Here is a 22,984-nt window from a genome sequence, read left to right on the forward strand (position 1 = left end):
ATTCATGCAACTCCTAAAGCTAAATTGGTTAAAACAACCTCACGTAACTTGTGTCGATAGTTTCGTAGCAGGTCGGAGACACCCAAGCGCGCGCGTGGCAGTCTGCGGCATTGCTGTACGCCCATCCGGCCACTTTACTAAGGGTGTCACGATCTCCCATGATGCCCGTCAAGCTCCCAATTTCGGCCAGTTGGTCTTGCTTGAGGTCGATTCGTTCCAGCCAGCGTTCCAGATGGGGCTTGGCAGCCAAGGTGTCCGATTTGCTTCTGTTGCAGCTTGGATGCGCTAAGACAAAGTTAGCCGCCATGTCGCGCGGGTAAAGAGAAAAGGGTACAAAGTGGTCTACATCGGCTTCTTTGAGACCCTCGCCGCAATAGAAGCAGCGTAAACCGTCAAGCTTGCGCAGTTCATTGCCCAGAGCAGTCAGAGACTGTCGTGCCGTAGAAAACAGAAAGTCTTCTAAGTCATCAGCACGGCCCAGAATGGGGTGATTGCGACGGTTAGATTTGATGTGCCCCACCCAGTGGCTGCGGCACAGCTGCTGAATGAATGGGTAAAAGCGACGCAAACAATAAGTCACGCCCGGCTTCAGCCGTATCAGGCCTCGCCCAGCCCGTTCGTACAAAAATGGGTCGGTACCACCACCGAAGTTTTGCAGATAGTTCAGCGGTTGGGCGGCAACTACCGTTGCCACTTGGCTGATGAGACCTGAAAAACTATCCAGTACCTTAGCTTTGGTGAGGTGAGTTACTCGGTGAAGCCTGCGAAACTCTACGATGGCTGAGATGACCGCAGCCTGCGCCCCCATGTTCTGCACCAAGGTGTCTGGCTGGGTATCAGGTCTGTCTGTGCCATAGGGTGTGGCATGGCGCCAATAGAGTTCAACAAATCTGTCCGCAATGTCTCTGATGCTCAGTACCAGTTCACGTCCGTCATCATGGCCGCGTTGTAGAGCCAGGTCAGCTAAGGATGTCAGAAGGGCAAACTTGTAGGTCGCAGTGAAATCACCCTCGGCAAACAAGCGTTGCAACTTTGCGAGAAAGCCCAATTGCACATCGGCCGAAGGCGGCGGTATGAGGGTGCTCAAACCTTGGTGCTCCAGTAATTCGCCTTGTCCGCAATAACCCAGCGAACACCCCCTCGGGGGTCAGCAAGGTCACCAAGGTAGCGTGGAATCAGGTGAATGTGCAGATGTGGAACTGTTTGGCCAGCCGCAGGGCCATCATTGATGCCGATGTTGAATCCGTCTGGGTGGAGCTCAGCCTCCACCGATTGTTTTGCCTGTTCTAGGAGCTCAAACAGCGCAGTCCTTTCATCCGGGCTTACTTCGAAAAACGAGCCTACATGTCGCTTGGGGATGACGAGGCTGTGTCCTGGCGACACCGGAAAACCATCCATTAACCAAACAGCGTGCTCGTTTTGTTGAACAATGCGCGTTGCTGGCAAGGTGCAAAAGGGGCAGATTTTCTCGCTCATGGGTTTCAGCCAATCAATTGGCGAAAGGAAGCATGGTAATCCAACGGCTCCGAATGAAGGTACTTGGACACATCCCCGTTGAGCATGTACGAATCTGGCGATTCACGAAACTGGAATAAACGCCACACTATCAAAGAACAGACACCCATAGTTTTCTCAACTTATGGGAGCCTTTTTCTCAGCTTATGGGTTCATCTACATACACACTCAAACGTCAATGTTGCCCGCCCGCAGCGCATTGGTTTCGATAAAGTCACGGCGCGGCTCCACCTCATCGCCCATCAGCATGGTAAACACACGATCGGCCTCAATGGCGTCTTCGATTTGCACCCGCAACAGGCGGCGTACCTGTGGGTCCATTGTGGTTTCCCACAGCTGCGCGGGGTTCATCTCACCCAAGCCTTTGTAGCGTTGGCGTGCTGTGGTGCGTTCTGCCTCCGAGATCAACCAGCGCATGGCTTGGCGGAAATCGGCCACCTTTTCTTCTTTTTGGCGCTCACCCTCGCCACGCAAAACCTTGGCGCCTTCGCCCAGCAGCCCCCGGAAGGTAGCTGCCGCCTCGGCCAGCGCCGCATAGTCGGCTCCCAGCACAAAATCTTGCGTAATAACGCTGCTTTTCACGTTGCCGTGGTGCTGGCGGCTGATGCGCAGCAGGGGTTTGTCCGTGCGGGCATCAAACTCCCCTGCCACCGTGGCCGGGGTGCCCGACGTATTGAGTTCGCGCAGCTTGGCCTCTAGTGCAGCGGCGCTGACTTCGGCCTCGGCCAAGTTGTCCAAGTTCAGCGCCACGCCATCGGCCACGGCGCGCAGGGCTTCAGCATCCATAAAGCCCGACAGGCGGGCAATCACCGCTTCGGCCACTTGGTGCTGGCGGGCCAGCTCGGCCAAGGTGTCGCCACTCAAGGTTTGGGGCGTGGCTCCGCCGGTGGTCACGCTGGCATCTTTGAGTGCGATGCGCAGCAAAAAGCCGTCCAGCGCCGCAGCGTCCTTCAGATACAACTCTTCTTTGCCCGCCTTGACTTTGTACAGTGGCGGCTGGGCAATGTAGATATGGCCGCGCTCGACCAGCTCTGGCATTTGGCGGTAGAAAAAGGTCAGCAGCAGGGTACGGATGTGCGCACCGTCCACGTCCGCGTCGGTCATGATGATGATGCGGTGGTAACGCAGCTTATCGATATTGAAGTCGTCAGCCCCTGCCTTGCTGCCCTCCATGCCTTCGGTGGTGGCCTTGCCAATGCCGGTGCCCAGCGCGGTAATTAGCGTGAGGATTTCTTGGCTCGACAGCAGTTTTTCATAGCGGGCCTTTTCGACGTTCAAGATTTTGCCGCGCAACGGCAAAATGGCTTGGAACTTGCGGTCGCGGCCTTGCTTGGCCGAGCCGCCCGCCGAGTCGCCCTCCACGATGTAGATTTCGCACAGGCTGGGGTCTTTTTCTTGGCAGTCGGCCAGTTTGCCGGGCAGGCCCATGCCGTCCAGCACCCCCTTGCGGCGCGTCATCTCGCGGGCTTTGCGAGCGGCTTCACGGGCGCGGGCGGCCTCAACGATCTTGCCGCAGATGATCTTGGCATCGGCGGGGCGCTCTTGCAAATAGTCGGTTAGCAGGCGGCCCACAATGTCTTCTACTGGCGCACGCACTTCGCTCGAGACCAACTTGTCTTTGGTTTGGCTGCTGAACTTGGGTTCAGGCACCTTGACCGACAACACGCAGCACAGCCCTTCGCGCATGTCGTCGCCCGTCACTTCGACCTTGGCCTTTTTAGCCAGATCATTCTCTTCAATGTATTTGTTGATGACCCGCGTCATGGCCGCGCGCAGGCCGGTCAGGTGGGTGCCGCCATCGCGTTGCGGAATGTTGTTGGTAAAGCACAGCACCTGCTCGCTGTAGCTGCTGTTCCACTGCATGGCCACTTCCACGCCAATGTGCGTGCCAGGAATGCCGCCATAACTTTCGGCAGGGCGCTCACCGGCCGCGTAGAACGATGTGGGGTGCAATACCGTTTTGCCCTTGTTGATGAATTCGACAAAGCCGCGCACGCCGCCTGCTCCCGAAAAATCATCCTCTTTGCCGCTGCGCTCATCCTTGAGGCGGATACGCACGCCATTGTTCAAAAACGAGAGCTCGCGCAAACGTTTGGCCAAAATCTCGTAGTGGAACTCGTTGTTCTCTTTGAAGATGTCGGTATCGGGCAAAAAATGCACTTCGGTGCCGCGATGGTCGGTGTCACCCACCACTTTCATTGGCGAAACCTCCACCCCGTCTACGCTGTGGGTCAGGCGGTGTTGCACCACCCCTTTGCTGAACTCCAGCACATGCACCTTGCCCTCGCGGCGCACGGTCAGGCGCAGTTTTTTGCTCAGGGCATTGACGCAACTGACCCCCACACCGTGCAGGCCTCCCGAGACCTTGTAGCTGTTTTGGTTGAACTTGCCACCAGCGTGCAGTTCGGTCAGGGCGATTTCGGCAGCACTGCGCTTGGGTTCGTGCTTGTCATCCATCTTGACGCCGGTGGGAATGCCCCGGCCATTGTCTGTCACGCTGATCGAGTTGTCGGTATGGATGGTAACGACGATGTCATCGCAGTGCCCAGCCAGTGCCTCGTCAATCGAGTTGTCTACGACCTCAAACACCAGATGGTGCAGGCCCGTGCCATCGGAGGTGTCACCAATGTACATGCCGGGGCGCTTGCGCACCGCCTCCAGCCCTTCCAAAATCGTAATCGCCCCTTCACCGTAGCCCTCGCTGGCCCCTGCCTGGTGGGCGTCGATCTTGGAGACGGCGGGGGTGGTGTTGCCGTTGTCTTCGGGCAGGGAGTGTTCAGCGGTCATGGGGTCAGCCTTGGCAATGCGGGAGAAAACGGGGGGGCGAAATGGTAAAAATCAAAATGCCGCCAGCGCAATGCAAACGCGTGCTGGCGGCCAAGAACAAGAAAAAATCGATCCAAAGACCGTAGCAGCCTTAGATGCGCATAGGCATCACCACATACTTGAAGCTGTCGTTGTCGGGAATCGTCAGCAGCGCCGAGCTGTTGCCGTCTTGCAACTGCACCTTCACCATGTCTTGGCCCATGCTGGTCAGGGCGTCGATCAGGTAGGTCACATTGAAGCCGATCTCAATGCTGTCGCCAGCGTAGTCGATGTCGAGTTCGTCCACCGCTTCTTCTTGCTCGGCATTGTTGCTGGCTACCCGCAGCATTCCCGGCTCCAGGTTCAGGCGAACGCCTTTGAACTTCTCGCTCGTCATGATGGCGGTGCGTTGCAGACAAGCCAGCAGCGGTGCGCGGCCCAGCGTGACTTCATTTTTGTGATTGCGCGGAATCACGCGGTTGTAATCCGGGAACTTGCCCTCCACCAGTTTGGTGACAAACTCCATCGCGCCAAAACCAAATTTGGCTTGGTTGTGGGCAAAGCACATCTGCAAGGCGGTGTCGGTGTCGCTGAGCAGGCGCTGTAGTTCAATCACTGTCTTGCGCGGCAGAATCACCTCTTGTTTGGGCACTTCCACATCCAGCGTGGCGCTGGCAAAGGCCAAGCGGTGCCCATCGGTAGCCACCAGACTGAGCTGGCGCCCTTCGGCCACAAACAAAATGCCGTTCAGGTAGTAGCGAATGTCTTGCACAGCCATTGCAAACGCCACTTGCCCCAGCAGGCTTTTGAGTGTCTTTTGGGGCACGCTGAAGGTGGGGCCAAAGCTGGTGGCCTCCTGCACGACCGGAAAATCTTCGGCAGGCAAAGTTTGCAAGGTAAAGCGGCTTTTGCCACCCTTGAGCACCAGCTTGTTTTGGCTGTTTTCTATCGCTACGGTCTGGTCGCCAGGCATGGTACGCAGAATGTCAATCAGCTTGCGTGCATTGACAGTGGTGGCAAAGTCCCCCGTGTCGCCACCGAGTTCGGCGGTGGTGCGGATTTGGATTTCCAGATCGCTGGTGGTTAACTGCAAAGCGTTGCCCGTCTTGCGCAGCAGCACATTGGCCAGAATGGGCAGGGTGTGGCGCCGCTCAACAATGCCAGCCACCGACTGCAACACTGCCAGCAGTTTGTCCTGGGGAGCCTTCAAAACGATCATGTCAACCTCTTGTGGATATTCTTGTGGATATGTCTGCAAAACCCATCCAGTTGGGATGGATGCCAGATACCAAAACCTGCCATTTTGCCCGCTTGTATCGGGCGCAGCAGTAACAAACCTGCCACTGGCGCTGTTCAACCCTTGAGGGTCTGCTCTAGCACATGCAGCTGCTGGTTCAGCTCTGTGACTTGTTGGCGCTCGGCACCAATTTTGCGCACGGCGTGCAGCACCGTGGTGTGGTCGCGGCCTCCAAAGAGTTCACCAATTTCGGGCAGGCTTTTTTGTGTTAGTTCCTTGGCCAGGTACATGGCAATCTGGCGGGGCCGTGCAATGCTGGCGGGGCGCTTTTTGCTGTACATGTCGGCCATTTTGATTTTGTAAAAATCAGCCACCGTTTTTTGGATGTTGTCCACACTGATCTGGCGGTTTTGGATCGAGAGCAAATCGCGCAAGGCTTCGCGGGCCAACTGGATAGAAATTTCTTTGCGGTTGAAGCGTGCATAGGCCATGACTTTGCGCAATGCCCCTTCCAACTCACGCACATTGGAGCGCACATTTTTAGCCACAAAGAAGGCTACCTCCTCGGCCATCTCGGTGCCTTCGGCGCGTGCCTTGTTGATCAGGATCGCCACGCGCATTTCTAGCTCAGGGGGCTCCATGGCTACGGTGAGTCCCGAATCAAAGCGCGACACCAGCCGGGCGTGGATGTCGGCCAACCCTTTGGGGTAGGTGTCGCTGGTCATGACGATGTGGCTCTTTTTAGCCAGCAGTGCTTCAAAGGCGTTGAAGAACTCTTCTTGCGTGCGGTCTTTGTTGGCAAAGAATTGCACATCGTCAATCAACAGCAGATCGAGCGAGTGGTAGCGGTCTTTGAAGTCTTCAAAGGTTTTGCGTTGATACGCCTTGACCACGTCTGAAACAAATTGCTCCGCATGGATATAGAGCACCCGGGCCTCGGGCCGGTCGGCCAGCAGCCGGTTGCCCACGGCGTTCATCAGATGGGTTTTGCCCAAGCCCACGCCACCATAGATAAACAGCGGGTTGTAATGCTGGCCTGGCATGCTGGCCACATGCAGTGCAGCGGCACGGGCCATGCGGTTGGCGGTGCCTTCAATCAAGGTGTCAAACGTCAGGGCGGCATTGAGCCGGTTGCGCAGCACCGCACGGGCGCTGTCTTCTGATGCCACGGGCGGGGGCAAGGCCGCTTCGGCCACGGCTGCTCCCGCATGGGCGGGGTTGGTGGGGGCTGCTGCTGCGGGTGGCGCTGGGGCGGCCCGGCGCACGGCTGGGGCGCGTTGTGCCAGTGCCAGCTCTAGTGTGATGGGCTGGTCGCCCTGCAAATTTTGCAGCAAGGCAGCAATACGACCGGCATATTGGGCACGCACCCAATCCAGCGTAAAGCGGTTGGCAACGTACAAGGTAATGCGGGAAAAGTCGGCCGAGACTTGGGCGACGATAGGGCGAATCCAGGTGTTGAACTGCTGCACTGGCAAATCTTGGGCCAGCTGCTCTAGGCAGGATTGCCACAGTGCCTGACCGGCATCAGCATCTGCCCGCCGAGTGGCGTTGCGATGGGGTTCCTCTGTCATTTTGGAGCCATTTTTTGTGGATAGGAGGAACAAACTGGGCGTCAAATTCTAGCTTATCCCAAGGTTATCCACAATTTTGATGACCACCGATTGCTATGTCAAAGGCGGGGGGCTCATTGCTTATGGCGCATAAGCCTGCGATAATTTACGGTTTCCCTGAATGTGTTTCAGGGCAATCACCCCCACCGCCCCGGCCCACAGACTGCGCAAAATGCTCTTGGGTGGCGGACTGAACCCTCAAGGAGCCCCTCATGAAACGTACTTATCAGCCCTCCAAGACCCGCCGCGCCCGCACCCACGGTTTTCTGGTGCGCATGAAGACCCGCGGTGGCCGCGCCGTCATCAACGCCCGCCGCGCCAAGGGCCGCAAGCGCCTGGCTGTCTGATCCGCCAGATCTTGGATCGCTCCCCAGTGAGCGTCGGCAGGCGCCTAGGCGGGGTGTTTCCGTGCAGCGGCTAAAAACGCGCGCCCAGTTCCAAGCGGCCTTGGCCGGTGGCACCATAGCGCGCACCCCCCATTTCGCATTGCATTGCTTGGTGCTGCCTGCAAATGCGGGGTCTGTCGTGTCCAGCGCACCCTCTGGGCCTGTGAACAATGCACAGGCCCTTTTTCCCGTGGCCGAACCTTGGTTGGGTGCCATGGTGCCCAAACGGTGGGCGCGCAGGGCCGTGACCCGCAACGCCATCAAGCGGCAAATCTACAACGTGGCTATCCACGCTGGGGTGGCCGGTTTGCCATCGGCGGCCTATGTGGTGCGGCTACGGGCGGCATTTGATCGCCAGCAATTCATCAGTGCCCAATCTGAGCTGCTCAAGCAGGCGGTGCGGGCCGAGCTGGTGCAATTGTTTGCACGCGCTGTGCGCCACAGTGGTCACGGTGGCGTGGCCCCCACGGCACGGACACAACCATGATGCAGCGCCTGCTGATTGGACTGGTCAAGGGCTATCGGCTGTTGCTGAGTCCGTGGCTGGGTTCTGCCTGCCGTTTTGAACCAACCTGCTCGGCCTATTCACTGCAAGCACTACAGCAGCATGGGGCGGCGGCGGGCACCTGGCTCACCGTCAGGCGTTTGGTGCGCTGCCATCCTTGGTGTGATGGCGGCCACGACCCCGTTCCGGCGGAGCCCCCGCGCGCCACCCGGTTGTTTTCACGGCTGATCGCACCGGCCACTTCTTCCTCCTCTCCAAAAAAGTCTCCATGAACGACATCCGCCGTACCATTTTGTGGGTGATATTTGGCTTTTCCATAGTCCTGTTGTGGGACAAGTGGCAGGTGCACAACGGTAAACAGGCCACCTTCTTCCCCACGCCGCCCACCAGCAGCCAGGTAGTCGCTAGCAACACCCCACCAGCCAGTGCCAGCCCGTCCAGCGTTCCCACTGCCACTGGCACCAGTGCGGCGGCAGGCATGGCGGCAGTGCCAGGGCAGGCTGCACCGGCACCCAAGCCCCGCGAACGACTAGAAGTCAGCACAGACGTGTTCCGACTCGCTTTCGACAGCGAAGGTGGCACCCTGATCCATGCCGAACTGCTGCAACACGCCGATATGGCAGACCGGACACGCAACTTTGTGTTGTTTGACGAGAGCCCCCAGCGCGTCTATGTGGCCCAAACCGGGCTGATTGGTGGCGACTTTGCCACCCACAAGACCCCCATGGTGGCCGTGCCTGGCCCCCGTACCTTGCAAGAGGGCGAGAACGAGTTGCGTATCCGCTTTGAGTCGCCTAATCTGGGCGGCCTGCAATTGGTCAAGACCTGGACGCTCAAGCGTGGCGCCTACGATATCGCTGTCACGCACGAAGTGCGCAACAGTGGCACCACGCCACTGTCTCCCCAGCTTTATCTGCAATTGGTGCGTGATGGCAACAAGCCGCCCGGAGAGTCCTCGTTCTACTCAACCTTTACTGGCCCGGCCATCTTTACCCAAGACAAGAAGTACCAAAAGGTTGAATTCGAGGACATCGCCAAGAACCAAGCCGAACACGCCAAAGAAAGCAGCGATGGCTATGTCGCCATGGTGCAGCATTACTTTGCCAGTGCCTGGCTGCTCCCCGAGGGCGCGCGCCGCGAGATGTTCATGCGCAAGGTCGATACCAACCTGTATTCGGTGGGCATGATCACGGCCTTGGGCAGCATTGCTCCCGGTGCCAGCAAAACCCTGGAAGCACAGTTGTTTGCAGGCCCACAAATCGAGAAAACCTTGGAAGCCCTTACCCCAGGGCTGGAGTTGGTCAAAGACTATGGGTGGCTGACCATCTTGGCCAAACCGCTGTATTGGTTGTTAGACCAATTGCACCGCTTGCTGGGCAATTGGGGCTGGGCCATTGTGGGCTTGGTGCTGCTGCTCAAGATTGCGTTTTATTGGCTCAATGCCAAGGCCTATGCCAGCATGGCCAAAATGAAGGCCATCAACCCACGCATCATGGAGATGCGTGAGCGCCTCAAAGACAGCCCGCAGCAAATGCAGCAAGAGATGATGCGCATTTACCGTGAAGAAAAGGTCAACCCGATGGGCGGCTGCTTCCCCATCATGATCCAGATCCCGGTGTTTATTGCGCTGTACTGGGTGCTGTTGTCGAGCGTAGAAATGCGCAACGCACCGTGGATTGGCTGGATTCACGACTTATCCACACCCGACCCACTGTTCATCCTGCCGCTGTTGATGACTTTGAGCTCGTTGTTGCAGACGGCGCTCAACCCCGCACCGCCAGACCCTATCCAAGCCAAGATGATGTGGATCATGCCGCTGGTTTTCAGCGTGATGTTCTTCTTCTTCCCTGCCGGTTTGGTCTTGTATTGGTTGACCAACAACGTGCTGTCCATTGCCCAGCAGTGGCTCATCAATACCCGCATGGGCGTGCCACCGCAGTTCAATCTGCCCAAGTTCAAGTAAACGCCTGAACCACAGTCCCAGCAAAGGCCGCGCAAGCGGCCTTTTTTCCGCCACACTGCATCCTTTTGGAAGCCGATTTCACCATGCTGTCCCGCCACCACGATCCCATTGCTGCCATTGCCACTGCTCCAGGTCGGGGGGCCGTGGGCATCGTGCGGGTTTCGGGTAAGGGGCTGGAGCCACTGGTGCATTTGCTGTGTGGCCGCTCCCTCCAACCACGCGAGGCCACCTACCTGCCCTTTCGTGATGCCCAAGGCCAAGCCATTGACCAAGGTCTGGCCCTGTACTTTCCCGGCCCACACAGCTACACCGGCGAGGATGTGCTGGAGCTGCAAGCCCACGGCGGCCCGGTGGTGCTGCAACTGCTCTTGGCCCGCTGCTTGGAGGCGGCACAAACCCCCCACGCCAGCAGCGGTCAGCCCCTGTTGCCGGGGCTGCGGCTGGCCCAGCCGGGCGAGTTCACTGAGCGTGCCTTTTTGAACGACAAAATTGATCTGGCCCAGGCCGAAGCCATTGCTGACTTGATTGATGCCAGCACCGAGGCCGCCGCGCGCAGCGCCAGCCGCTCGCTCTCTGGGGCGTTTTCGCAGCAGATCCATTTGCTGCGCGATGCGCTGATTCACCTGCGCATGTTGGTAGAGGCCACGCTGGATTTTCCAGAGGAAGAAATCGACTTTTTGCGCCAGGCCGATGCCGAGGGGCAGCTGGCGCACCTGCGCCAGACACTGACGGGGGTGCTGCAACGCGCCCAGCAAGGCGTGCTGCTGCGCGAAGGCATCAAGGTGGTGATTGCTGGCCAGCCCAATGCAGGCAAGAGTTCACTGCTCAATGCGTTGGCCGGGGCCGAATTGGCTATCGTTACGCCGATTGCGGGCACCACCCGCGACAAGGTGCAGCAAACCATTCAGATTGAAGGTGTGCCGCTGCACATCATCGACACCGCTGGGCTGCGTGACAGCACCGACGAGGTGGAACGCATCGGCATTGAACGGGCTTGGAGCGAAATTGCCAATGCTGATGCGGTGCTGTTCTTACACGACCTGACCCGCACCCACCTGCCCGATTACCAAGCTGCCGATGCGGCCATTGCCCAAACCATGCGCGCCAGCTTACCAGCCCAAGTGCCCGTGCTTGATTTGTGGAACAAGAGCGATTGCCCCCCTCCCGGACAACCCTTGCCGGGCACTGGCATCTTGCTCTCGGCCCGCACGGGGGCCGGTCTGGACGCCCTGCGCCAGCAATTGCTAGCCCTGGCGGGCTGGCAAACGGCGGCCGAGGGCTTGTTTATTGCCCGCGCCCGCCATGTGCAGGCGCTGCACAGTGTGCAAGAGCATCTGGATACCGCCGCGCAGCAACTGCAAGGCCACAGCCCCGCGCTAGACCTGCTGGCGGAAGAGCTGCGGTTAGCGCAAAACGGCCTCAGCGCCATCACGGGCGAGTTCACCTCCGACGATTTGTTGGGGGTGATCTTTTCCAGCTTCTGTATTGGCAAATAAACAGCATCCAACGGCTGTTTAGCCGTGCGTGTGCGGGGGGGAGGCCACCTCTGCCTCTCCTAGTGCACCGTCCTCTTCAGCGGATGGTGCCCCTTCCTGATCGAGCCGCTGCATGTTGTCTAGCAGCTTGAGCAGGTAATGCAGGGTGTGTGCCATGTCCCCCACCGAAAAATCGGCCAGCGCCTGTGCGTAATAGCGCCGGATATTGGGCTGAGCCTCATGCAGCCAGACATGCCGCCCCGATGCCGTCATCGTAATGCGCCGTGAGCGCCGGTCTCGGCCATCGGGGGCATTGGCCAGATGGCCATCGCGCTCCATGCGGCTGAGCAGCCCCGAGAGGTTTTGTCGGCTCACCATCAGGTAACGGGCCAGATCTCCCACGCTCATACCGTCCTGCGCTTCGGGCCTCGACAGCGCGCCCAGCACCGCCCATTGCTGGGTAGTTAGCCCCTGCTCCTCTACGGCCCGGGTGCCAGTTTTGTGCAACATATTGGCACATTGATACAACCGGAAGAAGATGCGATTGGCTAAATCCATCTGAACTATTTCTCTTGTATCAGGGTTTCCCATGAAAAAATTTCCTATTTTTGTGGCTTGTGCAATGTGGGGTGTCGTTCTAATATATGTCAATGTATTGATATAAATGGCTGCGGAAAAACCCAGGGGCTGGCAGTCGATCAATCTCAAATCCATCTCAACCTTAACGGAGAAACAGATGCAAAGACTAGATGGCAAGACCGTGATCGTGACGGGCGGCGGCGGTGGCATTGGTGCTGCCACCTGCCGACGATTGGCCCGTGAGGGGGCCAAAGTGGCCGTGTTGGACATGAACCTCGACGCGGCCCACAAAGTGGTTGCCGACATCTGTGCCGATGGCGGCCAAGCCGTGGCCTTTGCCTGCGATATCACCGACCGCGCTCAGGTAGATGCTGCGGTGGCCGCCACCGAAGCGCAACTGGGCCCCGTGGCTGTGCTGGTCAACAACGCGGGCTGGGATGTGTTCAAGCCCTTCGTCAAAACCGTGCCTGAGGAGTGGAACAAGCTCATCGCCATCAACCTGACGGGTGCATTGCACATGCTGCACGCCGTGCTGCCCGGCATGGCCGAGCGCAAATATGGCCGCATCGTCAATGTGGCCTCGGATGCCGCCCGTGGCGGCTCTTCAGGCGAGGCGGTGTATTCCGCCTGCAAGGGGGGGCTGGTGGCCCTGTCCAAAACGCTGGCGCGTGAGCATGCCCGCCAAGGCATCACTGTCAATGTGGTGTGCCCCGGCCCCACCGACACCGCCTTGCTGGCCGGTGTGGCCGAGGGCGCCCGCGACCCAGCCAAGCTGATCGAGGCCTTTCGCAGTGCCATTCCGCTGGGCCGTTTGGGCCAAGGTGACGACTTGGCCAATGCCATTGCCTTCTTTGGCAGCGATGACGCAGCCTTTGTGACCGGCCAAGTGCTCAGCGTGTCGGGTGGCCTGACCATGCACGGCTAACCCCCCCGACCCTACCTTTCCCCTGACAGAGAAAAACACCATGCAATTTGAAGACATCCTGTACGAAATCCGCAACGGCGTGGCTTGGATCACCATCAACCGCCCAGACAAAATGAACGCCTTTCGGGGCACCACCTGCGATGAGATCATCAAGGCGATGAACAAGGCCGGTTACGACCGCAATGTCGGTGCCATCGTACTGGCGGGCGCGGGTGAGCGGGCCTTCTGTACCGGCGGCGACCAGTCGGCCCACGATGGCAACTACGATGGCCGGGGCACCATTGGCCTGCCGATGGAAGAATTGCACAACGCCATCCGCGACGTGCCCAAGCCCGTGATTGCCCGTGTGCAAGGCTTTGCCATCGGCGGCGGCAATGTGTTGGCTACCATTTGCGACCTGACCATCTGCTCTGAGAAGGCGATTTTTGGTCAAGTCGGCCCCAAGATGGGTTCGGTCGATCCGGGCTATGGCACCGCCTTTCTGGCCCGCGTGGTGGGTGAAAAGAAAGCCCGCGAAATCTGGTACCTGTGCAAGCGTTATTCTGGCCAAGAGGCCGTGGCGATGGGCTTGGCCAACGTTTGCGTACCACACGACCAGTTGGATGCCACCGTGCAGCAATGGGCTGAAGAAATCGCCGAGAAAAGCCCTACCGCGCTGGCCATTGCCAAGCGCAGCTTCAATGTGGATACCGCACACCAAAGTGGCATTGCGGGCTTGGGGATGTACGCGCTCAAGCTGTACTACGACACCGAAGAATCGCGCGAAGGCGTGAATGCGCTCAAAGAAAAGCGCAAGCCCGATTTCCGCAAGTACGCCAATTGACATCCTCGCCGCCATGAATGGCGGTGATTTCCTCTACAGGACGGCCATGCCCGACCGCATCGGCTTGTGCCGACTCATTCAGCAAAGCGCCTACCTTTCGGACTCCCACAAGGGGACGGCGAATTACCGGAGATTTCTGTGCTCAATCCCGACTGCCTGATGGCAAAAGAAGAATTCGGAACTGTTGTCGCAACAGGCGAAATGCTAGCTCAATCCAACATGAGGACGCCTACGGCGTCCGCGCTCTGCATCCTCGGCATGAATGCCGAGGCTTTTCGCGCAACTTGGTAAACCACTGGAGCCGTGACGATGAACCCGAATCCCTATATCGACGAGGACTTGCAGGCGCTCGCCACAACGGCCCGCCGTTTTGCCCAAGAGCGTGTGGCCCCCGGCTTTTTGGAGCGCGACCAGACCCGCGTGCTCGACCGTGCCCTGCTGCGCGAGATGGGCGAACTCGGCTTCATCGCTCCAGAGCTGCCTGAGCAGTTTGGTGGGTTGGGCATGGGCTGCTTGGCCGCTGGCGTCATCCATGAAGAAATCGCCCGTGCCGACCTGAGCTTTTCGTACCTGAACCTGCTGGCCTCGCTCAACGGGCAAATCCTATCTAAATATGGCAACCCAGAGGTTGTTGGCCCTTGGCTGCAAAAGCTGATTGCTGGGCAGGCCATTTGCGCCATTGCCCTGACCGAACCGCGCGGCGGCTCGGACGCGGCCCACCTGCGCTTGCGCATTGAGCGCGATGGTGACGAATACATCATCAATGGCGAAAAAACCTCCATCTCTGCCGCAGACCAGGCCGATATGGCTGTGGTGTTTGGTCGCACCGGCACGCCCGAATCGGGTGCGCACGGCGTGACGGCCCTGCTGGTGCCTATGAACACCCCTGGTATCACCACCAACCGCTTTGACTGCCACGGCCAGCGCGCCATTGGGCGCGGCTCGATCTTTTTTGAGAACGTGCGTGTACCCGCCAACCACCGTTTGGGCGATGAGAACAAAGGCTTTGTGCAAGTGATGCACGGTTTTGACTTCTCGCGCTCGCTCATTGGGCTGCAATGTCTGTCGGTGGCCCGTGTATCGCTAGAAGAAACCTGGGAATACATCACCCAGCGCGAAGCCTTCGGCCAGCCGCTGTCGGCCTTTCAGGGGGTGACGCACCCGCTGGCGCAGTACGACACCGAAGTCGAAGGCGCACGCCTGTTGTGCCTGCAAGGACTTTGGTTGAAAGACCGAGGGCTGGCACACACCGCTGAAGCGGGTATGGCGAAGTGGTGGGGGCCGAAACTCGCCTATGACGTCATCCACCAGTGCTTGCTGTGCTACGGCCACGGCGGCTACGACCGTGGGCTGATGGAGCAGCGCCTGCGCGATGTGCTGGGCTTCCAGATTGGCGATGGCACGGCACAAATCATGAAAACCATCATTGCCCGTGTGCGTGCCGGACGCAAGTTCGTGCCTGCCTGAGAGCCGCCACGGTGGCCCCTATCGGCACCTGCCAACGCAGTGGGTGCCGGTTTATCCCAACAATCACCAGGAGACAAGACATGGAATTTGACGCCGTATTGCTGCCGCCCCGCCGTGCAGCCATGGTGGCCCAAGGTTGGTGGCCCGAGCGCACCATCAATGATGCACTCGATGCCTGCGTGGCCGTCTGCCCCGACCAACTCGCCCTGACGGCGGTACAGGTAGAAACGGGAGAAGTGACCCGCTTTACCTACCGCGAACTGGCCCGGATGGCCGATCGCATTGCGGTCGGCCTTTCCCGTCTGGGGGTTGGAAAAAACGACATCGTGGCCTGCCAGTTGCCCAACTGGTGGCAGTTCACGCTCACCTACCTGGCCTGCTCGCGCATTGGGGCCGTTATCAACCCACTGATGCATATCTTCCGAGAGCGCGAACTCTCATTCATGCTCCAGCACAGCGAGGCCAAGGTGATGATTGCACCGCACACCTTCCGGGGCTTCGATTTTGAGCAGATGATCACGGCATTGCAACCCAACTTGCCACACCTGAGGCAACTGGTGGTGGTGGGTGGCAACGGTGCCAACAGCTTTGATGCCTTGCTCAGTGGCCCTGCGTGGGAGCAAGCCCCCGATGCTGCTGCCATTCTGGCCCTGCACCGCCCCGGCCCCGATGACATCACCCAGCTCATTTACACCTCGGGCACCACGGGCGAGCCCAAGGGCGTGATGCACTCGGCCAACACCACGATGGCCAACATCTTGCCCTATGCCCAGCGCATGCAGCTCGACAGTGAGAGTGTCGTGCTGATGGCCTCACCCATGGCGCACCAAACCGGCTTTATGTATGGCCTGATGATGCCCATCTTGCTCAAGGCCCGTGCTGTGTTGCAAGACATTTGGGAGCCGAAAAAAGCGATAGAACTCATCCGTACCGAAGGGGTCACCTTCACGATGGCTTCCACCCCATTCCTGACCGACCTGGCCCGCACCGTGACAGAAACCGGCCAGAGCGTGCCCACGCTGCGCACCTTCTTGTGTGCCGGTGCCCCCATTCCTGGCCCCTTGGTAGAGCAAGCCCGTGCGGCACTGGGTGCCAAAATTGTGTCGGCCTGGGGCATGACAGAAAACGGTGCCGTCACCACCACCTGTCTCGATGACGATGACGAACGCGCGTTCAACACCGATGGTTGCCCGCTGCCCGGCGTTGAGATCAAGGTAGTCGATGGCGATGGACACCCCCTGCCCGCAGGCCAACCGGGCAAATTGCTGTTGCGGGCCTGTTCCAACTTTGGTGGCTACCTGCACCGTCCACACCTCAATGGCACCGATGCCGAGGATTGGTTTGATACCGGCGACTTGGCCCGCATTGACGAGCGTGGCTATTTGCGCATCACTGGGCGCAGTAAAGACGTGATCATCCGGGGGGGAGAGAACATCCCGGTGGTGGAGATTGAGTCGCTCTTGTACCGCCACCCGGCGGTGGCACTGGCGGCCATCGTCGCCTATCCCGACGAGCGCCTGGGCGAGCGTGCCTGCGCTGTGGTGGTGCCCAAGCCCGGCCAGAGCCTCGATTTGCCCGGCATGGTGGAGTTTTTGAAGGCGCAGAAGGTGGCGTTGCAATACATCCCCGAGCGGCTGGTAGTGCGCGACGACCTGCCCTCCACCCCCTCAGGAAAGATCCAGAAGTTCCGCCTGCGTGAGCTGATGCGCCACAGCGCCCTCTGATGCTGCCCAAGGTGATTTTGAGACAACTACGACGGAGACCACACCAGATGACTTCCCCTTTCTCTCTTGCTCGCCGCACGGTGGCACAAGCGGCTTTGGCCCTCTGTGCCGTCACGGCCTTGGGCAGCGCGCAGGCGCAACAAAACGGCACGGCCTGGCCCAGTGCCAAGCCCATCCGCGTGGTGGTGGGTTTTGCTCCCGGCGGCAGCACCGATGTGATGGCCCGCATCGTCTCGCAGGCGATGGGTGAATCCCTCGGCCAGTCGGTCGTGATTGACAACAAGCCCGGCGCCAGCGGCAATATTGCCGCCTCGGAAGTGATTCGTGCAGCCCCCGATGGCTACACCTTTCTGATCGCCCCTACCTCGGTAGAAACCGCCAATCCCTCGCTGTTCAAGTCCAACATCTTGCCTGCGCGTGATCTGGCCCCAGTGGGCGGCGTGGGCAAAACGCAAATGTATTTGGTCAGCAAGCCACAACTGGACGTGAAGGATGCGCGTGAATTGGTGGCACTGGCCAAGGCGCAACCGGGCAAGCTCTCATTTGCTTCGGCAGGCCCAGGCACGCCGCCCCATTTGGCCTGTGAACTGTTCAAGCTGGCTACTGGCACTCAGATGGCCCATATCCCCTACCGGGGGGCTGCCCCAGCCTTGCAGGATGTGATGGCGGGCCAAGCCGATTTTGTCTGCGATCCGGGGATTGCCTTTCCGCACATCCGTACGGGCAAGGTCAAGCTGCTAGGGGTGGTGAGCGCCAAGCGTTCGCCATTCTTCCCAGAAGTGCCCACCGTGGGTGAGCAGGGCTTCAAGGAGGCTGACTTGGACATTTGGTTTGGTTTGTGGGCACCCAAAGGCACGCCGCCTGAAGTGATTGCCCGCATGAACAAAGAGCTTGCCAAAGCCTTGGCCTTGCCGGGCACCAAGACGCGCTATGCCGACCTGGGGGCCGAGCCAGTGCCGCTGGACACGGTGGAATTCAAGAGCCTGCTGAGTAAGGAAGGAGCCTTGCTGGCGAAGCTCATCAAGGAGCAAAAAATCATCGTGGATTGATGGACGATGGTTGGATGCAGGGGAGAAGAAAAAACCGGGCCTGACGGCCCGGTTTTTTTCTGTCTGGGCGGCGATGGCCTCAGTGCTGCAAAAAGTCCAGCACCATACGGTTGAACTTGTCGGCATGTTCCCACTGCGCCCAATGGCCGCAGCGGTTGAAGATGTGCAGCTCGGCGTTGGGCAAGCCCCACACCAAACGCAGACCCACATCCAGCGGCACGAAGCGGTCGTCGCGGCCCCAAATCACCAGCGTCTCGGCCTTCACTTCGCCCAAGCGGTGTCCATAGTCTGGGAACTGCTTAGGATTGGCTTCTAGGCTCTTGACAAAGTTTTCTAGGTGATCGCGGCGGTTGAGCATGTTTGCCAAGCGTGCTTGGTACAGCTCTTCGGTCAGGCTGCTGGCGTCAAACACAAACACATTCATCATGCGTTTCAGGTTGTCGATGCTCGGGTCGCGGTAGAGCGCCCCAATCAGTTTGATGCCCTCGGTGGGCATGGGCACAAACTGGCTGGGCCCGCCCGTGCCGCCGCCCATCAAGACCAGCTTGCCCACGCGCTCGGGGTTGGCCAAGGCAAAAGCCACGGTGCTGTGTGCGCCCATCGAGTTGCCGATGATGTGCGCTTTGTCTATACCCAGCGCATCCAGCGTGCCCTTGAGCGCACGGGCATTGAGGTCGGAGCGCGAGCCAGTGTTGATGATGGGGTCGCTTTTGCTCCAGCCGGGGCAGTCCAGCAGAATCACGCGGTAACCAGCGTTCACCAACGGCTCAATGTTGCGGTGGAAGTTGGCCCAGCCGCTGGCACCGGGGCCAGAGCCATGCAGCATTACCACGGTCTCGGCTCCAGAGCCGATGTCGTTGTAGTGCAGTTGCAGGTTCAGGTCGCCGTCTTGGATACGGACAAATCGGCTGGTAGCAGCTTCGCTCAGGGCGGGGGTGGTGTCTGACACAGTAGCTTCCTTGGAGATAGCGGTTTAATCCACGCTGGCGCCGCTGGCCTTGATCAATGGTGCCCAACGGTTGACTTCAGACTGCATGAAGCTGCCAAACTGGGCCGGAGTCGATGGGAAGGGCTGCATGCCTTGGTCGGCAAAACGTTTCAGAATGGCGGGGTCTTTCATGGCCGTCACAAAGGCCGTGTTGAGTTTATCGACCACTGGGGCAGGTGTGCCTGCCTTGGCTACCGCACCAAACCAAACACCCGCATCCACGCCCTTGATGCCCAATTCGGCCAATGTGGGCACTTCGGGCAATTGTGGCGAGCGTTTGGTGGCAGCAATGGCCAGCGGCTTGAGTTTCTTGCCCGCAATCAGTGGGGCGGTGGTGATCACAGGGTCAAACATCATGTCGACTTGACCAGCCATCACGTCTTGCAGGGCTGGCGCCGAGCCTTTATAGGCCACATGGTTGTAGCTGCCGCCAGTTTGGCCACGGAACAACTCCCCCAGCAGGTGGCCGATGGAGCCGATGCCTTGCGAGGCAAAATTCAGGCCACCCTTGGTGCTTTTGGACTGTTGCACCAAGTCGTTCACATTGTTGATTGGGCTGGTGCTGGGCACCACCAACACCAGTGGCGAGGCAATCAGTGAGGTGATGGGGGTGAAATCTTTGAGGGGGTCGTAAGAGAACTTGCGAAACAGGTTCTGGTTGATGGCAAACATTTCGGTGGCAGCCACAAACACAGTGTGGCCATCGGCCGCCGCTTGCTTGACTTGCATGGCTGCAATCTGACCACCGCCACCGGGTTTGTTGTCCACAATCACCGATTGGCCCAAGGTTTCACCCATTTTTTGGGCCAGGGCACGGGCAATCTGGTCGGTGATGCCACCAGCAGGAAAGGGCACGACCATGGTCACGGAGCGACTGGGAAAGGCTGGCGTCTGGGCATGGGCCACACCGGCAAGGGCGGTGGCAGACAGGGCGGCAATGACAGTGCGGCGAAGCAGCATGGTGGAGGTTTCCTAAAGGATAAAAAAGAGACCCGGCACCCTGGGGCAGCCGGATCGGTGGAGAAACAGCAAAGAGGTTTAGTGGCCGAAATGCGCCCGCACGGTGCCCACACCGCTGATGTGCGCCTCAAAACGGTCGCCCAGTTGCACCGGAGCCATTGGCCCTAAGGCACCGGTCAGCACCAAGTCACCCGCACGCAGCGGCTGGCCCAAAGAGGCCAGACGACGGGCCAACCAGACGGCCGCGTTGAGTGGATGGCCCAAGCAAGCGGCACCGTTGCCGCTAGAGACCTGCTCACCGCCACGGGTCATGGTCATTTCAACCATTTTCAGATCGAGACCATTGAGCTTGGTGGGCACGCCGCCCAGCACCACCAGACCGCTGGAGGCGTTGTCGGCCACGGTGTCGATGAACTGAATGTTCCAGTTGGCAATACGGCTGCCTACGATCTCGATGGCGGGCAACACATAGGCGGTGGCGTTGATGACGTCAATCAGCGTGGCATCGTCCAAGTCCAGATCGCGCTCCAACACCAGTGCCACCTCGGCCTCGACCTTGGGTTGCAGGGTGCGGCTGGTGGGGATCTCTTCGTCGTCGCCATACACCATGTCCGACAGCAGGGTGCCAAAGTCGGGCTGGTCTACGCCCAGCTGCTTTTGCACGGCTTTGGAGGTCAGGCCAATTTTGCGGCCCACAATGCGCCGACCCTGTTCCACCGCATGGCGCACATTGGCCAGTTGCACAGCATAGGCAGTTTCACCATTGGGGATTTCGTCGCGCAGTGGCGCTATGGGGGTGCCGGTGGCCTCGGCGTGGCGCAGGCGTTCGGCCCAAGCGTTGATTTGCAATTGTTCGGGAGTGCTCATGGGGTTCCTTGGGTTGAAAGAGCGCCATCATGCACGTTGCACGAATAGCAGGCCACCACCCATGACCGGCCAAGTGGCAGGAGATGGCAAGGCATGGCACGGGGTATTTAACCCATTGTCTTGAGGCCCGGGCAGGCTGTAAACTGAGTGCATCTGGTGCACCTCTGGTTGGGGGTAAACCCTCACCTGCTCTCGGAAACATTGCCCTTGCCGTCTCTGTCCATCCCCGCCGTGCATCCCGTGGCCCCCCCTGCGGTGCCCTACAAAGATGTGCGCAGCTTGGCGCGGGGGCTGGAGGTGCTCAAGGCACTCAACCGTGCCCCCGGTGGCCGCGCCACCACCACCGAACTGGCGCGGGCCTGCGGTATGCACCGCACCACCGTGAAGCGCCTGCTAGAGACGCTGCGCCGCGAGGGGTTTGTGCGCCACGGCGAGCGTGAGGGCCAGTATTACCTGACCTTTGAAGTGCGCCGCCTGAGTGAAGGCTTTGAAGACGACCCCTGGATTGACCATGTGGCTGCCCCATTGATGCGGGCCTCGGTGCGTGAGCTGCTTTGGCCCTGCGATTTGGGCACGGTAGAGTCGGGTTTTATGGTGGTGCGCGAAAGCACGCACCGCTGGAGCATGCTGTCGCAGCACCGGGCCATGATTGGCGAAAAGATGCCGCTGCTGGTCACGGCGTTGGGGCGGGCTTATCTGGCCGCCTGCCCCGAGGCCGAACGACAGAGCCTGTTGGCACTGCTGGCACAGCGCCAAGACTGGATTGGTGAGCGCGCCCGCGACCTTCCATCTATCGAGCAAATGGTGCAAGAAACCCGCCAGCGGGGCTATGCTTACAACGCTGGCGAGTGGATACGTGAGGCCGACTTCGCCGCGGTGGCGGTGCCGGTACATTGTGAACAACGCCTGCTGGCAGTGCTCAATCTGGTGTTTCCCAAAGCCGCTGTGCCTGCGCACGACCTGCAAGAGCGTTATGTCCCAGCTTTGCTGCGGCTGGCCCAAGAGATTGGCAAGGGCAGCCGCTTTTGGTTAGAAGGTTAGTTCCCAAAGGGGCGTTGGCGTCAAAAGGGGCGTTTGAACGATGTTACTCACCCACCGCCCTGTGAACGGGCAAGATATTCCAACGATTTGTTGTTTTCCACAAACGGCACAAGAGTTGTTTTTTTGCTTCCCAAAGGCATCGTTTCCATTGACCCCCGCGCAGTTGCTGGCGGCGATGGCGCAACGGTCGGATGCCACTGTGGTTGAGTACGCAGGGCGAGTGGTTGCATTTGCCAACTTTTACCGTTGGGAGCGCAAGGGCCGCTGTGCCATTGGCAATGTGATGGTCTGCCCCTCGGTGCGGGGCCGTGGTGTGGGGCGGTATTTGATGGCACAGATGTGCAGTTTGGCTTTTGCCAAGCACCAAGCTACAGAAGTCACGGTGTCGTGTTTTCACCAGAACATGGCCGGGCTGTTGATGTACCCCCAACTGGGGTTTGTGCCCTATGCGATAGAAGAGCGGCAAGACCCGCAACACAACCGGGTGGCCTTGGTTCATTTTCGGTTGCTGCGCCACATGGCCTCTATACCAACCAGTGGGGCTTTGCACATTCGGCATTACGCGGCGGCTGATTTAGCCGCCGTGGTGGCGGTGTTTCAGCGGTCGGTATGGGAGGTGGCCTGCCGCGATTACTCGCCAGCCCAACTGGCGGTTTGGGCTCCAGAGCCTCCACAGAGTGCTGCATGGGCTGCCCGTCTGTCGGGCAGCGGTGGGGTTTTTGTGGCTGAGCGGTTGGATGCCATCCTCGGCTTTACCCGCATCACCGATGCGGGCCATATCGATCTGCTGTTTGTCCATCCAGAGTGCCAGGGGCAGGGCGTGGCCCGGTTGCTCTGTGAGCACGCCATCGCATGGGCAGTGGGGCGTGGTGCCTCTACCCTGACTGCCGATGTCAGTACCACAGCACGGCCTTTTTTTGAGCGCATGGGCTTTGGCGTGGTGCGCTCGCAAACTGTGGAGCGCCAAGGGGTGCAATTGCAGAATTTTTGTATGGTGCGTCCCAGTGCCAGCGCAGAACATGCCAGTGCCCACGGTGCCAACACGCCCTGAAGTTGCCCCAAGGG

General features: G+C 59.5%; 22 protein-coding genes. 13 read left to right on the plus strand and 9 right to left on the minus strand.

Going from position 1 to position 22,984, the window contains the following annotated elements:
• Positions 1-28 precede the first annotated feature (28 nt).
• The 5 genes from ACYVB2_RS08285 to dnaA form a co-directional block, all read right to left on the minus strand.
• Positions 29-1,021, minus strand: coding sequence for an HNH endonuclease (locus ACYVB2_RS08285; protein ID WP_382432044.1), 993 nt, complete (start codon positions 1,019-1,021; stop codon positions 29-31).
• Between the two features lie 62 nt (positions 1,022-1,083).
• Positions 1,084-1,476: an HIT family protein gene (locus ACYVB2_RS08290; RefSeq protein ID WP_382432042.1), complete on the minus strand. Its 393-nt coding sequence runs from the start codon at positions 1,474-1,476 to the stop codon at positions 1,084-1,086.
• A 207-nt stretch (positions 1,477-1,683) separates the two neighbouring features.
• The gene (gene gyrB / locus ACYVB2_RS08295; RefSeq protein WP_382432040.1) at positions 1,684-4,302 is read right to left on the minus strand and encodes a DNA topoisomerase (ATP-hydrolyzing) subunit B; all 2,619 of its coding nucleotides are present in this window, start codon (positions 4,300-4,302) and stop codon (positions 1,684-1,686) included.
• A 130-nt stretch (positions 4,303-4,432) separates the two neighbouring features.
• A complete protein-coding gene (gene dnaN / locus ACYVB2_RS08300; protein ID WP_382432038.1) occupies positions 4,433-5,539 on the minus strand; it encodes a DNA polymerase III subunit beta in 1,107 nt (368 codons plus the stop codon).
• A 134-nt stretch (positions 5,540-5,673) separates the two neighbouring features.
• Complete coding sequence (dnaA, locus tag ACYVB2_RS08305; protein ID WP_382432036.1) at positions 5,674-7,128, minus strand: chromosomal replication initiator protein DnaA; 1,455 nt, start codon at positions 7,126-7,128, stop codon at positions 5,674-5,676.
• Positions 7,129-7,379: 251 nt separating this feature from the next.
• Between dnaA and rpmH the strand changes: the two genes are divergently transcribed.
• The 5 genes from rpmH to mnmE all read left to right on the plus strand — a co-directional run bounded on the left by rpmH (position 7,380) and on the right by mnmE (position 11,517).
• Positions 7,380-7,514 (plus strand): 50S ribosomal protein L34, encoded by a 135-nt coding sequence (rpmH, locus tag ACYVB2_RS08310; protein ID WP_005798102.1) that lies wholly within the window; start codon positions 7,380-7,382, stop codon positions 7,512-7,514.
• A 61-nt stretch (positions 7,515-7,575) separates the two neighbouring features.
• Complete coding sequence (locus ACYVB2_RS08315) at positions 7,576-8,040, plus strand: ribonuclease P protein component (RefSeq protein ID WP_382432029.1); 465 nt, start codon at positions 7,576-7,578, stop codon at positions 8,038-8,040.
• Positions 8,037-8,330 carry a membrane protein insertion efficiency factor YidD gene (gene yidD, locus ACYVB2_RS08320; RefSeq protein WP_382432027.1) on the plus strand — a complete coding sequence of 98 codons (294 nt, stop codon included), beginning with the start codon at positions 8,037-8,039 and terminating at the stop codon, positions 8,328-8,330. The genes ACYVB2_RS08315 and yidD overlap by 4 nt, the downstream gene beginning before the upstream one ends.
• Entirely contained in the window at positions 8,327-10,021 is a 1,695-nt protein-coding gene (gene yidC, locus ACYVB2_RS08325) for a membrane protein insertase YidC (RefSeq protein WP_382432025.1), read from the plus strand. The genes yidD and yidC overlap by 4 nt, the downstream gene beginning before the upstream one ends.
• Before the next feature lie 83 nt (positions 10,022-10,104).
• Entirely contained in the window at positions 10,105-11,517 is a 1,413-nt protein-coding gene (gene mnmE, locus ACYVB2_RS08330) for a tRNA uridine-5-carboxymethylaminomethyl(34) synthesis GTPase MnmE (RefSeq protein ID WP_382432023.1), read from the plus strand.
• An 18-nt stretch (positions 11,518-11,535) separates the two neighbouring features.
• On the opposite strand, the gene ACYVB2_RS08335 is transcribed toward mnmE, so the two are convergent.
• Positions 11,536-12,087, minus strand: coding sequence for a MarR family winged helix-turn-helix transcriptional regulator (locus ACYVB2_RS08335; protein ID WP_382432021.1), 552 nt, complete (start codon positions 12,085-12,087; stop codon positions 11,536-11,538).
• 145 nt (positions 12,088-12,232) lie between these two features.
• Between ACYVB2_RS08335 and badH the strand changes: the two genes are divergently transcribed.
• The 6 genes from badH (at position 12,233) to ACYVB2_RS08365 (ending at position 18,063) form a co-directional block, all read left to right on the plus strand.
• A complete protein-coding gene (gene badH, locus ACYVB2_RS08340) occupies positions 12,233-13,000 on the plus strand; it encodes a 2-hydroxycyclohexanecarboxyl-CoA dehydrogenase (RefSeq protein WP_382432019.1) in 768 nt (255 codons plus the stop codon).
• A 40-nt stretch (positions 13,001-13,040) separates the two neighbouring features.
• The gene (gene badI / locus ACYVB2_RS08345) at positions 13,041-13,823 is read left to right on the plus strand and encodes a 2-ketocyclohexanecarboxyl-CoA hydrolase (RefSeq protein WP_382432017.1); all 783 of its coding nucleotides are present in this window, start codon (positions 13,041-13,043) and stop codon (positions 13,821-13,823) included.
• 138 nt (positions 13,824-13,961) lie between these two features.
• The gene (locus ACYVB2_RS08350) at positions 13,962-14,114 is read left to right on the plus strand and encodes a hypothetical protein (RefSeq protein ID WP_460536093.1); all 153 of its coding nucleotides are present in this window, start codon (positions 13,962-13,964) and stop codon (positions 14,112-14,114) included.
• Between the two features lie 18 nt (positions 14,115-14,132).
• Positions 14,133-15,290, plus strand: a complete 1,158-nt coding sequence (gene aliB / locus ACYVB2_RS08355; RefSeq protein ID WP_382432015.1) for a cyclohexanecarboxyl-CoA dehydrogenase — start codon at positions 14,133-14,135, stop codon at positions 15,288-15,290.
• An 80-nt stretch (positions 15,291-15,370) separates the two neighbouring features.
• Positions 15,371-17,014: a cyclohexanecarboxylate-CoA ligase gene (gene aliA / locus ACYVB2_RS08360; protein WP_382432013.1), complete on the plus strand. Its 1,644-nt coding sequence runs from the start codon at positions 15,371-15,373 to the stop codon at positions 17,012-17,014.
• 47 nt (positions 17,015-17,061) lie between these two features.
• On the plus strand, positions 17,062-18,063 hold the full coding sequence (locus ACYVB2_RS08365) for a Bug family tripartite tricarboxylate transporter substrate binding protein (RefSeq protein ID WP_382432011.1): 1,002 nt from the start codon (positions 17,062-17,064) through the stop codon (positions 18,061-18,063).
• Positions 18,064-18,142: 79 nt separating this feature from the next.
• Here the strand turns inward: ACYVB2_RS08365 and ACYVB2_RS08370 are convergent, their stop codons facing one another.
• The 3 genes from ACYVB2_RS08370 to mhpD all read right to left on the minus strand — a co-directional run bounded on the left by ACYVB2_RS08370 (position 18,143) and on the right by mhpD (position 20,878).
• A complete protein-coding gene (locus ACYVB2_RS08370) occupies positions 18,143-19,012 on the minus strand; it encodes an alpha/beta fold hydrolase (protein WP_382432009.1) in 870 nt (289 codons plus the stop codon).
• A gap of 24 nt (positions 19,013-19,036) precedes the next feature.
• A complete protein-coding gene (locus tag ACYVB2_RS08375; RefSeq protein WP_382432007.1) occupies positions 19,037-20,011 on the minus strand; it encodes a Bug family tripartite tricarboxylate transporter substrate binding protein in 975 nt (324 codons plus the stop codon).
• A 78-nt stretch (positions 20,012-20,089) separates the two neighbouring features.
• Positions 20,090-20,878: a 2-keto-4-pentenoate hydratase gene (gene mhpD / locus ACYVB2_RS08380; protein WP_382432005.1), complete on the minus strand. Its 789-nt coding sequence runs from the start codon at positions 20,876-20,878 to the stop codon at positions 20,090-20,092.
• Between the two features lie 207 nt (positions 20,879-21,085).
• On the opposite strand from mhpD, the gene ACYVB2_RS08385 reads away from it, so the two are divergent.
• Both ACYVB2_RS08385 and ACYVB2_RS08390 read left to right on the plus strand, forming a co-directional pair.
• Complete coding sequence (locus ACYVB2_RS08385) at positions 21,086-21,919, plus strand: DNA-binding transcriptional regulator (protein WP_382432003.1); 834 nt, start codon at positions 21,086-21,088, stop codon at positions 21,917-21,919.
• Between the two features lie 40 nt (positions 21,920-21,959).
• A complete protein-coding gene (locus ACYVB2_RS08390) occupies positions 21,960-22,970 on the plus strand; it encodes a GNAT family N-acetyltransferase (protein WP_382432001.1) in 1,011 nt (336 codons plus the stop codon).
• Positions 22,971-22,984 lie beyond the last annotated feature (14 nt).

The sequence above is a fragment of the Giesbergeria giesbergeri genome, assembly GCF_054779375.1.